This is a genomic window from Streptomyces sp. NBC_00996, assembly GCF_045162675.1.
Classification (GTDB): domain Bacteria; phylum Actinomycetota; class Actinomycetes; order Streptomycetales; family Streptomycetaceae; genus Streptomyces.
Map to the genome: position 1 here is coordinate 1,421,581 of NZ_CP108723.1, position 12,734 is coordinate 1,434,314.

The 12,734-nt window shown below is 72.9% G+C and carries 10 protein-coding genes; 5 read left to right on the forward strand and 5 right to left on the reverse strand.

Annotation, left to right across the window (positions count from 1 at the left end):
• The first annotated feature begins 25 nt into the window (after positions 1-25).
• Positions 26-2,080 (forward strand): HEAT repeat domain-containing protein, encoded by a 2,055-nt coding sequence (locus tag OG390_RS06935; RefSeq protein WP_406165874.1) that lies wholly within the window; start codon positions 26-28, stop codon positions 2,078-2,080.
• A gap of 245 nt (positions 2,081-2,325) precedes the next feature.
• On the opposite strand, the gene OG390_RS06940 is transcribed toward OG390_RS06935, so the two are convergent.
• A complete protein-coding gene (locus tag OG390_RS06940) occupies positions 2,326-2,547 on the reverse strand; it encodes a hypothetical protein (RefSeq protein ID WP_406165875.1) in 222 nt (73 codons plus the stop codon).
• Between the two features lie 432 nt (positions 2,548-2,979).
• Complete coding sequence (locus tag OG390_RS06945) at positions 2,980-3,558, reverse strand: hypothetical protein (RefSeq protein WP_406165877.1); 579 nt, start codon at positions 3,556-3,558, stop codon at positions 2,980-2,982.
• Positions 3,559-3,829: 271 nt separating this feature from the next.
• On the opposite strand from OG390_RS06945, the gene OG390_RS06950 reads away from it, so the two are divergent.
• From OG390_RS06950 to OG390_RS06965, 4 genes are all read left to right on the forward strand, one after another.
• Positions 3,830-4,915: a WD40/YVTN/BNR-like repeat-containing protein gene (locus OG390_RS06950; protein WP_406165879.1), complete on the forward strand. Its 1,086-nt coding sequence runs from the start codon at positions 3,830-3,832 to the stop codon at positions 4,913-4,915.
• A gap of 181 nt (positions 4,916-5,096) precedes the next feature.
• Entirely contained in the window at positions 5,097-5,774 is a 678-nt protein-coding gene (locus tag OG390_RS06955) for a uracil-DNA glycosylase (protein WP_406165881.1), read from the forward strand.
• Positions 5,771-6,757, forward strand: a complete 987-nt coding sequence (locus OG390_RS06960) for an N-acetylglucosamine kinase (protein WP_406165883.1) — start codon at positions 5,771-5,773, stop codon at positions 6,755-6,757. The genes OG390_RS06955 and OG390_RS06960 overlap by 4 nt, the downstream gene beginning before the upstream one ends.
• Before the next feature lie 166 nt (positions 6,758-6,923).
• Complete coding sequence (locus OG390_RS06965) at positions 6,924-7,847, forward strand: sirohydrochlorin chelatase (RefSeq protein ID WP_406165884.1); 924 nt, start codon at positions 6,924-6,926, stop codon at positions 7,845-7,847.
• Between the two features lie 234 nt (positions 7,848-8,081).
• On the opposite strand, the gene OG390_RS06970 is transcribed toward OG390_RS06965, so the two are convergent.
• The 3 genes from OG390_RS06970 to OG390_RS06980 all read right to left on the reverse strand — a co-directional run bounded on the left by OG390_RS06970 (position 8,082) and on the right by OG390_RS06980 (position 12,607).
• Positions 8,082-9,128 carry a lactonase family protein gene (locus OG390_RS06970; protein ID WP_406165886.1) on the reverse strand — a complete coding sequence of 349 codons (1,047 nt, stop codon included), beginning with the start codon at positions 9,126-9,128 and terminating at the stop codon, positions 8,082-8,084.
• A gap of 437 nt (positions 9,129-9,565) precedes the next feature.
• Positions 9,566-10,699, reverse strand: coding sequence for a nitric oxide synthase oxygenase (locus OG390_RS06975; protein WP_406177543.1), 1,134 nt, complete (start codon positions 10,697-10,699; stop codon positions 9,566-9,568).
• Between the two features lie 420 nt (positions 10,700-11,119).
• Positions 11,120-12,607, reverse strand: coding sequence for an FUSC family protein (locus OG390_RS06980; RefSeq protein ID WP_406165888.1), 1,488 nt, complete (start codon positions 12,605-12,607; stop codon positions 11,120-11,122).
• Between the last annotated feature and the right edge of the window lie 127 nt (positions 12,608-12,734).

Genomic DNA, 12,734 nt, shown 5'->3' on the forward strand with positions numbered 1-12,734 from the left:
TTGCCTTACGTCTGGGGAGGACGCCGTGTTCACGGGGATCGACGAGGTCGACTGGGCCTCGATGCAGCATGCGTACGGAAATGCCGAGGACGTGCCGGAGTTGCTGCGAGGACTGGCCTCGCCGTGCCCGCAGGAGCGGGAAACCGCCCTCGACGGGATGTACGGGGCCGTGCACCACCAGGGCGATGTGTACGACTCCACGCTCGCGTCCATCCCGTTCCTGTTCGCGCTCGTCGCACACGCCGAACTTCCCGACCGGGGCGCCATCGTGGAACTGCTCGTCAGCATCGGCGGAGGGGACGCCGCGGACGGCTTCCACCACGGCGAGGACGATGCCCTGGTCGACGCCGACGAGGAGGACGGTGCCGACGACAACTACGCGATGGCACGGACCGCGATACGGGCCGGCGCCACGGCCTTCGTCGCACTGATCGCGGACCGGGACCCGGAGGTACGCCGCGCGGCGCCGAGCGCGCTCGTGCGTTTTCTGGACGAACCGGCACGCGTGCTCGCCCTGTTGAGGGAGCGACTCGGCGCCGAGCAGGAGGGCGTCGTCCGGCTCGCACTGGCCGAGGGCCTCGGCCTGTTCGCGCGGCTGCACACCGAGTCCGCCGCTCCGGCAGTGGACTGTCTGGTGACCCTCTGCGCCGCTCCGGACGATCCGGGACTGCGGCTCGCCGCGCTCGGTCAACTCGCCGGCTGCGCACCGGATCACCTGCCGGCCGACCTCGTGCCCACCGTCATCGCCCTCCTCCGGGCCCGATCACGGCGCCCCCGGGAGCCGGCCGAGCCCGAACGGCCCGACACCGACACGCTTATCGGCCATCTGCGGCGGCTGCGCCCCGCGGACGAGGAGGGCTCCCAGTTGTTGCGGACCCTCCACTCAGGGCTCGGCGGCCGCACCGCCGACCGGATCGCCCTGCTCAAGGGGCAGTTGACCAGCGCTGATCCGGCCGACCGGTGCAATGCCGTGTGGATGTCCGCGGGGCTGTTCCGCGAATGGCGCGCCGACTACGCGGAACCGGTCACCCTCATCGGTGAGCAACTCACCTCGGACGAGGAGCGGTTGTGCGATGCCGCGGTGTCCGTCCTGGAGTCCCTCTTCACTCTGGCGACCCCGGCCGCCGACCGCCTCGCCGCCCTCGTGGAGGCGGCCCCGGAGTCCTGGGGGCGCGGGACGCCGACACTGGGGCGCCCCCTGAAGGCCTTGGCCAGGGCAGGAGATCCCCGGGCGGTACCCGCGCTGGCCCAGGTGCTGGCAGAGCCCGTCGTGCCGAACGACGTCGGCTACGCGATCGAGTACCTGGGCCCGGCGGGCGAGCAGCTGGCCCCGCTGCTGCGGGAGCGGCTCCGCGACGTCCCCCTCGACTCCCCGGAAACGTACGACCGGGCGGCGCCCCTGCTGCTCGCGCTCGGCAGGTTACGGTACGACGCCGCCCTGCCGGAGGCGTTGCGGCTCCTGCACGGCATGCCGCCTGAACTGCGGCGCCGCGACTGGCTCGTGCAGGCGCTGGCCCGGACGCTTGGGACATTCGGAGCGGGCGGGCATCAGGCGGTACCGGCGCTGCGCGAGCTGCTGGACAGCGAATGCGCCGTCACGGCGGCCGACGCGCTCTGGTCGGTGACGGGGGACGCAGATGCCGTACTTCCTGTGCTGTTGAGGGAATTGGCGGCAGATCGGGCGTCGGACGGTCATCCCCGGGCCGCCGCCGAAGCCCTCGGCCGCCTGGGGCCGTCGGCCACCCCCGCGCTTCCGGGACTGCACCGCCTGGCCGCCTCCACCGAGGTGTGGGAGCGGACGGCCGCCGCGTGCGCGCTGTGGGACATCGCCCGGGATCCGGAGCCGGTTCTTCCGGTGCTCCGCTCCGCCTGGCGGCAGAACGCGTACACCCGCGGCACGATCGCCACCCACCTCGCCCGGATGGGCAGCGCGGCCACCTCCGCCCGGGATCTGGTCCAGGCCGAACTCACCGCGCCACGACGGCACCGGGCCCGTTCCGGCGGATACGGCAGCCACGACATCCTTGAGGACGAATCGCTCCTGCACACCTGCCGCGCGGCGCTGGACGCCATGCGGTAGCCACGGCTCGGGGACGTCCCAACCGGGCCATCAGCACGTCGAGTGAGGGGCGCCCGCACACCGGGCGTCACTCACCGCTTCCGATAGATCACGGTCAGCACCCGCGCATGCGGCACGCGCCTTCATCACCAGCGGCAGCTGGGTTCACTGCGCCGTACCGGCGCCGACGCCGACCTTGCCGGAGGAGGGAAGTCGCCGGGGGTCGGCCCCGCGTCGGTTCCGGCTGGCCCCGCGTCGGTTCCGGCTCACTTCTCGTTGAGGATGATCTCTTCTGGTCGGCGGGTCGTCTTCACGGTGTGGCCGTTGATGACCTCGACCACGTGCTGCAGACAGGTGAGGAGCTTCGAGGGGGCGGACTGGATGCGGAACTCGTCCGCGGTGCCACCGAGGAAGGCGGGGAAGCAGGTCACCGACGAGGCTGCGGGGTTGAGTTCCAGGTAGTCCTTCAGCCGGCGGGGTGGAGACACGTCTGCGCGTCCGGTGCCGTGGACGCGCAGACGCGGTGCGGGCCTGCGCTCTGATGTGCCGCACGGGAGAGGCCGGGTACCCGACTTCGTGCCGGGTACCTGGGCCTCGGCGATGTCTTCCTCGTGCGACCGGGGTCAGGCGTTGCCCCGAAGCGGTCCCTCGGTGGTGGTCCCTCGGTCCCTCCATGCTCCCCGGGCGCCCTTCCCCCCCTGCTCTTGCGCTCTGCGGCGGCCCTCCGAGGCCGGAGGGCCGGGTCGGCGGGCGGGGGGGGCGGAGTGGGCGAAGCCGCCGCAGAAGCCTCTCTGCGTTGTCCACCCCTCATCCACCCCTCAGCGTTGCGCCGCGAGGCCTGGTCCGGCACGGGCCGACCGGCCCTGCCGAGGGCCGGTCGGCCCGCGCCGGTTCCAGCCCGGGCGCGACGGCGGGCCCCCTCAGCTAGTCATACGTCCCCACAGGGGCCCCACCCGCTCCCATTCCTCGTCCCACCGCTCCATACGCCGCCGCTCCAGCCGGCCGCGGAGGAGTCTTCCGCCGACGAAGGGAACGCCCGCGGCGCTCACGCCGACCAGGACGCCGACCAGGGAGGCCCGCAGCTGGGCCTGAGAGGCGGTGGCAGGCCTGGTGACGAGGCGACCGTGGGGGTCGGTCCACACGGTGACCGAGGTGCCCGCGATGGTGCCGGCGAACACTCTCGCCTGGCCCGCGTGCGGCGACCCGTCCGCCGCGGTCCAGCGCACCTTCGCCCACACGAGGTCGCCGCCGGTCTCCGTGGCGCTCGCATCGGGCGCATCCTCGGTGAGCAGGGCCGGGACGGAGCGATACTCGGCGCGCTGCTGGGCGAGCCCGTGCTCCACGGTCTGCGTGGCCGCAAGCCCCGCGAACAGGCCGCCGAGCACGGTGAGCGCCCAGGCGACGAGCACGATCCAGGCCTCCAGGGCATCACTGCCCCGCCGTAGCGGGTTGCGCCGCCACCGCCACAGCCACACCTTCGGACCACGGAATGCCGCCATCACTGGCATCCTCCTCACAACCGCGCCGACCCGCCACATCTCCCTCCCATACGCGCTCGGCCCGCCCGATGCTCACGCCGCGCTCCGCCACTCCTGCGCCCCAGCCGCCCCGGCGCCCCGCGGCCGAGCCCGGTGACGACGGGCGAGAAGCCCGGCCGAGGCCCGAAACCACCGCCCTGACCTGAGGGAATGCCGCGAGCAGGGGTGACTGTCAGTGGCTGGGTGCAGACTGGCCCGTATCTGAGACAACGACGTCGCGGAGGTGGTCGGCATGACCGACGTACTGCTCACTGTAGGCACCCGCAAGGGCCTCTTCATCGGGCGACGGCGCGGCGGCGCCTGGAAGTTCGACGAGAGTCCGTACTTCAACGCGCAGGCCGTGTACTCGGTCGCGATCGACACCCGGGGCGAGAGGCCGCGGCTGCTGGCCGGAGGGGACAGCGCGCACTGGGGCCCGTCCGTCTTCCACTCCGACGACCTGGGCCGGACATGGACCGAACCGGCCCGTCCCGCCGTCAAGTTCCCCAAGGACACCGGGGCTTCGCTGGAGCGCGTGTGGCAGTTGCACCCGGCGGCCGCCGAACCGGACGTGGTGTACGCGGGCACGGAGCCGGCCGCGCTGTACCGCTCGGAGGACCGGGGCGAGTCCTTCGAGCTCGTCCGTCCCCTGTGGGAGCACCCCACCCGCTCGCAGTGGGTGCCGGGCGGCGGCGGAGAGGGCCTGCACACCATCCTCACCGACCAGCGCGATCCGCGCGCCGTGACGGTCGCCGTCTCCACGGCCGGGGTGTTCCGCACCGACGACGGCGGCGCGAGCTGGACTCCCTCCAACTCGGGTGTCTCCGCGGTGTTCCTACCGGATCCGAACCCTGAGTTCGGCCAGTGCGTACACAAGATCGCGCAGGACGCGGTGACTCCGGACCGGCTGTATCTGCAGAACCACTGGGGGGTGTACCGCAGCGACGACGCAGGCGGGCAGTGGACCGACATCGGCGAGGGCCTGCCCTCCACGTTCGGGTTCGCGGCGGCCGCGCATCCGCACCGCGGCGACACGGCGTACGTCTTCCCGATCAACGCCGACGCGGACCGTGTCCCGGCAGGCCGACGATGTCGTGTCTACCGCACGGCGGACGCGGGCAAGAGCTGGGAGCCGCTGGCGGCGGGACTGCCCGCCGAGGACCACTACGGCACGGTGCTGCGCGACGCGCTGTGCACGGACGGCGCGGACCCGGCAGGCGTGTACTTCGGCAACCGCAACGGCGAAGTGTACGCGTCGTCGGACGACGGCGACAGCTGGCAGCAACTGGCCTCGCACCTGCCGGACGTGCTGTGCGTCCGCGCCGCGGTCGTGGACTGAGGCCCGGAAGACGCCACCGGACCGTGCCGACCCCACCAGACCCCTCGGGAGGCTCCAACGGAGCATGAAGCAGCGCACCTTGTCCCAGGGGCACCCGGTTCGTCGACGGATCGGTCATCCTCGGTCGCCGCTCGGACACCGGGTTGATCTCCGCCGCGTGTGCGGCAGTAGGGTGACGCCCGTGGCACCACGACCGTTGCATGAAATCGTCGAATCCGGCTGGGCGAAAGCCCTGGAACCCGTGGCCGGACGGATCGCTCAGATGGGCGACTTCCTGCGCGCGGAGATCGCCGCGGGACGCACCTACCTCCCGGCGGGGGCAAATGTCCTGCGGGCCTTCCAACAGCCCTTCGACGAGGTGCGCGTCCTCATCGTCGGGCAGGATCCGTATCCGACACCGGGGCACGCGGTGGGACTGTCGTTCTCGGTCGCGCCGGACGTCCGTCCGCTGCCCGGCAGCCTGATCAACATCTACCGCGAGCTCAACACCGACCTCGGGCTGTCCCAGCCGTCCACCGGCGACCTGGCCCCGTGGACCGAGCAGGGCGTGCTCCTGCTCAACAGGGCGCTCACCACGGCTCCGCGCAGCCCGGCCGCGCATCGCGGCAAAGGCTGGGAGGAGGTCACCGAGCAGGCGATCCGGGCGCTGGCCGCGCGAGGGCGTCCGCTGGTGTCGATCCTGTGGGGCCGCGACGCCCGCAATCTGCGTCCTCTCCTCGGCGACCTGCCCTCGGTGGAGTCCGCGCACCCCTCACCCATGTCGGCGGACCGCGGCTTCTTCGGCTCCCGCCCCTTCAGCCGTGCCAACGACCTGCTGGCCAGGCAGGGAGCGGAGCCGGTGGACTGGCGCCTGCCGTGACCCCCGGCGGCGCGCTGCCAGGTGTGCTGGCCGTGGACTCGGGAGGGTCGGGGCTGCGCGCGGTGCTCGCCGTGCGGGGGGAGCCCTTCGGTGCGCCCCTGGCCTCGAAGGAGCCGGTCCGTACCGGCCCGAGCGGTATCGACGCCGGGCATCTACTGGAGCAACTGCTGCCGATGGCCAGGCAGTTGATGGCGGAGGCAGGAGTCGACGGGCTCGGAGCCGTCGCCGTCGGCGCCGCGGGACTGGCCACGCTCGGCGACGAGCTGCGCGCCGAGCTGCCGTCGGCGCTGGAGCGTGAACTCGGCGTGCGTCGAGTCGCCTTGGTCGCCGACGCGGTGACCGCGTACACAGGTGCACTCGGCCATCGGCCGGGCGCGGTGATCGCCGCGGGCACCGGCATGATCGCCATCGGAACCGATCTGACGAGTTGGCGCAGGGCCGACGGATGGGGCCATCTGCTCGGCGACTGCGGCGGCGGGGCGTGGATCGGCCGCGCGGGGCTGGAGGCGGCCCTGCGGGCCTTCGACGGGCGCCGGGGCGGTTCGGCGGCGCTGCTGGAATGCGCGGAGGAGATGTTCGGCCCGGTATCGGACCTGCCGGGCAAGCTGTACCCGCGCACCGACCGGCCCGCCGTCCTGGCCTCCTTCGCCCCCGAGGTGGCCGCCTGCGCCGGGAGCGACCCGGTGGCGGCTGACGTCCTGCGTGCGGCCGCCCGGCACATGGCCGAGTCGGCGGCCGCGGTGTGCCCGCCCGGCGACCAGGCCCAAGTCGCCTTCACCGGGGGCCTGTTCAAGATGGGCGACGCCCTCCTTGTACCCCTGGGTGAGGAGCTGGCAGAGCAACTGCCGCACGCCCACCAGGTACCGGCCGCCGGTGACCCGGTGGACGGCGCCCTGCGTATCGCCGTCGACCTCGCGAACGGCGAGCTCGCACTCCCCCGTGACCAGCGAATGTTGTACGTAGTGACCGAAAAGACGGATTGATCCACCCTGTCGGACAAGTGCAGTTGGCGCACACCACGGTCGGGCGGTCCTTCCATACTGATCACTTCTGATCCTTACGTAACTCATCAGACAAAAGCGGACGGAAACCGCTCACCTGCACCCTCCCCGAACAGGGGAGCCCAAGAAGCCAGTAACATGCGGCGCCATGAGCTCCCCCACTGGGCCCGCGTCCGGCCTGCCAGTACGAATGCCGCGACCCCGCCAGCCTGGGCGGCACCGCCGCCCGGAACCCCTGGCGGCTCCCGAGGGCGCGCCCGCGCTCGTCCTCGCGGTGCCGGGCACCCCCAGCGCGGCCACGCGCAGCCTCGCTGAGGAGGTCGTGAGCATCGCGCGCTCCGAGCTCCCCGGCCTCGACGCCCGGATCGGGTACCTCGACGGGGACGACGCCGAGTTCCGCACGCTGCAGTCCGTGCTGACGCACGCCGCCGATGAGCGGGTCGCGCGCTTCGAGCAGGCCCGCGCCGCCGGTGCTGACGCGACGGAGCCCGACGGCCCCGTCGCCATCGTGGTGCCGCTGCTCGCCGGCCCGGACAACGCGCTGCTGCGCCGGGTCCGCCAGGCCGTCATGGACAGCCGTGTCGCCGCCGATCTGACCGATGCGCTCGGCCCGCACCCGCTGCTCGCCGAGGCGCTGCACGTGCGCCTGTCCGAGGCGGGCCTGGCCCGCGCCGACCGCGCCCGGCTGTTCACCGTGGCGACCGCCGCGGACGGCATCATCCTCGCCTCCGTGGGTGGCGAGGAGGCCGTGCAGGCGGCCGGGATCACCGGCATGCTGCTCGCCGCGCGGCTCGCCGTGCCGGTGATGGCGGCGGCGCTCGACGAGGAGGGCGCGATCGCGGCCACCGCCGAGCAGCTGCGCGGGTCGGGCTCCCAGCAGCTCGCGCTCGCACCGTACCTGATCGGTCCGGAGCTCGACGCCGGGCTGCTCGACGCGGCCGCCGCGGAGGCGGGCTGCTCCGCCGCCGAGGCGCTCGGCCCCTATCCGGCGATCGGCAAGCTCGCGCTGGCCAAGTACACGACGGCGCTGGGCATCGCCCCGCAGCCGTCGCAGGGCACGCCGGTCCGCTAGTGCGCTGCGCCAGAAGTTCGTCGGTGGATTCGCGCCTTGCCCGGCCGGGTTGGTTGTCCGCCCATCCAGCCCCGGCCTGCGAGTATTTGGCCAAGTCGGCGGCAGTGGGGCACCAAGAACTAACGACGAATTGATGGCGCAGGACACTAGCCGTCCGGCACACCGGTTCCAGAACGCCGACAGGGCCCGCTCCTCTTCCAGGAGCGGGCCCTGTCGGCGTCGACGCCCTTGAGGTCAGCCGAAGACCACGCAGGACGCGGCGGGAGCCTCGACCGAGCCGCCCCGTCGCGGCATGCCGGTGTCCGGATCGACCACGAACCAGGTCACATCGCCGGAGCGCTCGTTCGCGGCGTACAGGTAACGGCCCGAGGGGTCGATGGCCAGCGCGCGCGGCCAGGTGCCGCCGCAGGGCACCGTGGCGATCAGCCGCAGCCCCTCGCCGACCGCGTCGGGCGTGAGCACGGAGACGACGTCCTGGCCCCGTGTGGCGGTCCATACGAAGCGACCGTCGGGCGACACGACGATGCCCGAGGGGTACGCGTCGCCTTTCGGGACGCCCGACAGCACCGGTGTCTCGCCGACCGGACGCAACCCGCCCTCGGCGGCGTCCCAGCGGCAGACGGTGACGGTGGGCGCTAGTTCGTTGAGTACGTACGCGTGTTCGCCGCGCGGATGGAAGGCGAGGTGGCGGGGCCCGGAGCCGGGGCGCAGCGCGATTTCCCGGTGCAGCGTGAGCGTTCCGCCGTCCAGCGCGCACACGCGTACGGAGTCCGTGCCGAGGTCGACACTCATCGCCCAGCGGCCACTCGGATCGGGCTGTACCTGGTGGGCGTGCGGCCCCTGCTGGCGCGGGGTGTGCGGGCCCGAGCCGGTGTGCCGGAGCACGCTGGAGGCGGCGCGCGCGAGCTCGCCGCCGGGGCGGACGGGCACGGCGGTGACGCTGCCGGAGCCGTAGTTGGCGGTCAGGACGTGTCCGGCGAAGACGCTGAGGTGCGTCGGGCCGCTGCCGCCGACCGGCACGGGCGGCCCGGTCAGTTCCGGCTTGTCGCCCTTCACGCGGTACGCCGCCACCGCACCGTCGGCCGTCTCGCTGACCACGTAGAGCATGTCCCGCTCGGACGACAGGGCGAGGTACGAGGGGTCGGGAACGCCGTCCACCGCGCTCAGGACGGTCAGCGCGCCGCTTCCCGGGTCCACGGCCGCGGTGAGAACGCCCAGGCCTCCCGCCGCCGTGAACGAGCCGATGAACGCCCGTTGTTGCCGCCTGCCTCCGTCTGCCACTGCTGTCCCCTCTCGGTCCCGCGCCGTTCGGGGCGACGGTAGCAGTCGAAGATCGACGGTCTAGACCAAGGCGGCGATCCGGGGACGGCGTCCTGGAGTGGCGTACTAGGGCCTGTATGGAGTTGTGATCTGGATCAGGGAGCGGGGCGTGGTGCGTGCGATCGCAAGGCGCCGGAATGCTCTCGTAGCGGAGCTACTAGGGCATTCCGGCAACGCGGCGAGCGTGCGTGCCACGCCCCGCGAGCCCAGATCACAACTCCCTACAGGCCCTAGATCCGGACTTCGCAGGTCGCTGAAAAGGTTCGACGCAGCAGCCTCTCAGCGTCCGCGAGTGACCGGGGCAGCCCTTCGTCGGCGGCTCGCGGCCGATCCCGCCCGCCGGACGATCGAACCCGACCTGTTGATCTTCACGATCGGGTGACCTGCGAAGTCCGGGCCTAGAACATGGCCGCGCCCCGCGCCCGTTCGAGTGCCTCCGGATGGTGAACATACGCGGGGCACCGCTCCACGGCCTCGTACGTGCGGTGGAAGACGGGCGTGGCGCTGCCGGAGATGGGCGGCACGATCCACGACCAGTCCGCGCCGACCCCGCGTCCCTTGCGCTCCTCGCGGCCGAGGTGGACGAGGAAGCGCCGGGACTCGGTGTGGTGGTCGGTGACCGTGACGCCGGCGCGGTCGAAGGAGTGCAGGACGGAGCGGTTGAGTTCGACGAGCGCGCGGTCCTTCCACAGTGAGCGGTCGGAGCGGGTGTCGAGGCCGAGTTGGTCGGCGATGTACGGCAGGAGGTCGTAGCGATCGGTGTCGGCGAGGTTGCGGGCGCCGATCTCCGTGCCCATGTACCAGCCGTTGAACGGGGCCGCCGCATAGCAGATGCCACCGATCTCCAGGCACATGTTGGCGAGCGCGGGGACCGCGTGCCAGCGCAGTCCGAGCGTGCGCCACCAGGTGTACTCGGGGTGCGCGAGCTCCACTTCGAGCACCGCGTCGGCCGGCAGCGAGAACCAGCGGGGCTTGTCGTCGGCGCCCTGGATCACCAGCGGCAGTACGTCGAAGGGCGTGCCCGGGCCGCCGGGCCAGCCGAGCCGTCGGGCGAGCGCGGTGAGGCCCGCGTTGCGCGGGTCGCCGGTCACGCCGCCGTCCGGGCGTGCGTAGCCCGCGTACCGGACGAGCTGTTCGTTCCAGATCCTGGGGCCCGGGCGGCCCGGCGCATCTGGCGCGAAGATCGTGATGAGCGCCCGGATCCGGCCGTCACGGGTGGCCTCCCGCAGATGGTCCGCCGACGCCTGCGCGACGTCCTCCGCGTCCCGCACGTCCCTGCGGTCCCGCACGCACAGGGAGTGCCAATACAGCCGTCCTATGCACCGGTTGGCGTTGCGCCACGCGACGCGGGCACCGAAGGCGAGTTCCTCGGCGGTGTGCCGATATGTCCCCGTGTCCGCGATCTCCGCGCACACGGCGGAGATCCGGCGGGCCGGGTCGCCGAGGCGCTCCTCGGTGTGGTGGAGGACGAGGAACTCGGTGGCGGCGTGGAGGAGTTCGTAGGGGGCGGGCACGGAGCCGGCGGGGAACATGCCGTGAGCCGTGGGGGAACCGCCGCCGATCAGCCGTCCCGTGAGGCCCGGGGTCCGGGTCACGGTGTCGGCGCCGGCCTGCGCGTACGGTGCGCTCGGGTCCGTACCGTCCCGCCTGTGGCCTGCCGGGACCCGGTCCAGCCAGCCGCCCGGACCATCGCCCCCGAAGACCGGGCACCCCGCGTCTCCGTCGCCGGCCCAGCGCTCTGCGTGTCCGGTTCTGCGAGGGAAGTCCCGCATGGTGCCACCCCTAAGCGGATCGGCCCGCGGGCCGATCCCGCACGGTCCGCGGGCTCCGTGCGTCTGATAGCCGCGGGGTTACCCGGCAGGTGCGGTGATCCACCCTGTAGGTGGCCGGTAAAAGTGCCTCATTCCGGCGCCTGGTGTCCAGGCGCCGGCGTCGGACGCGCGCGGGAAGCGTCAGACGCTCATGAGCCGCGAGCGGCGCAGGGGCGCGGCCAGCGCGACGAGCGCGCGCTCCAGCCCGTGGAGGTGGGCGAGGGCCTGCTCGGCGCCGGGGTGGTGGCCCGGGGCGGCCGGATGAGCCGTCGGGGCGCGTTCCGGCACGGCGCCGACCAGGGTCTCCATCGCGGTCTCGACGCGTCGGCACGCCGCCGTGAGACGGGCGTCGTGCGAGGCCTCAGGGTCGGCGGCGACGGCCGCGAGCCCGCGTACCTCACGGGCGCAGTCGTCGAGGAGGGCGAGGATCTGGCGGGCCCGGGCCTTGCGTGCCCGCATCGGGTTGAGCGGATGCACCAGGGGCGCGAGAGCCATGCGTACGCGCCCCAGAAGTGCTTCGAGCTCCGCCGCACACGGCGCGGGGTCGGCCTGAGCGTCGCCCGCGAGCCGTCTCGCCGCCGCCGCGGTGCAGCCGTGCACCGCGTGCAGCGCGCGCTCGACCCACCGGTCGGTCACCGCGTGCGTCGTGATGGGCAGGATCAGCGCGACGGCGAGGGCGGCGCCGAGCGCGCCGACGCCGGTCTCGGCGAACCGGAGGCCGAGCAGCCCGGGGTGCAGCACGCCCAGCAGCCCGTACAGCAGGCCCGCCATGACGGTGACGAAGAACATCATCCAGCTGTACGAGGGTGCGGCCGTGTAGAAGATCCCGAAGACGCAGACCGCGACGAGCGCGACGGTCGGTGCCGGAGCACCGTGCAGCGGTACGGCGACCAGCAGGCCGGCCACGATGCCGGTGACGGTGCCGAGAACGCGCCGGAAGCCCCGGATGAGCGTCTCTCCGCGCGAGGCGGTGTTCACGAAGATCCACCAGGCGGTGCCGACGGCCCAGTACCAGCGGTCGTGCGAGAGCAACTGGCCCGCGAACAGCGCGAAGGCGCAGGCGGCCGTCGCCTGGAAGGCCTGGCGCGTCGCGGGGCGCGCGAGCCCGCGTCCGTCGAGCGGGGCCGGTGCGGCGGGCAGCGGAGTGCGCCGCTCGATGCACCACGCGCCGAAGCGCACCGCCGAGGACGCCGCCAGCGACAACGCGAGAGCCGTGTACAGCTGCGAGAGCCGGCCGGGAACGGCGTGCAGGAACTGCGTGGTGAAGAACATCATGAACGCGAAGATGCCGAGCGCATGCCCGCGCGGGCCCCAGCGGCGGGCATACACCCCGCAGAAGATCACCGCGAGCCAGGTCCCGTCGCGCAGCGGCGGCATCCCGTGCAGGGCGGTCGCGAGCGCGAGGACCGGAAGGCCCACCACGGGGAGCAGTGCGGTGGTGAGGCCCTGGCCGCGCACGGTCGGGTCGCCGACCGTGAACAGCGCCAGAAGCGCCGCGAGTCCGCCCGTGATGGACGCCGACAGCGAGAGCCCCGCCAGCTCGCACAGGGTCACCGCGAGGCCGATGCCGACGACCGCTCGCAGCGAGACCCGCAGCCGGAACAGTCCCGGATCCGGAGCCATGAACATCTTCTTCACCGTCGGCGGCCCGCCCCCACTTCGCTCTTGACCTCGTGGTCCGCAGACCTCGACACATGCGAATGGCGCCGCGGGTCCGGTACGGCGTCCTTGCCGTCCGGCGCTGCGCAGCGCCATC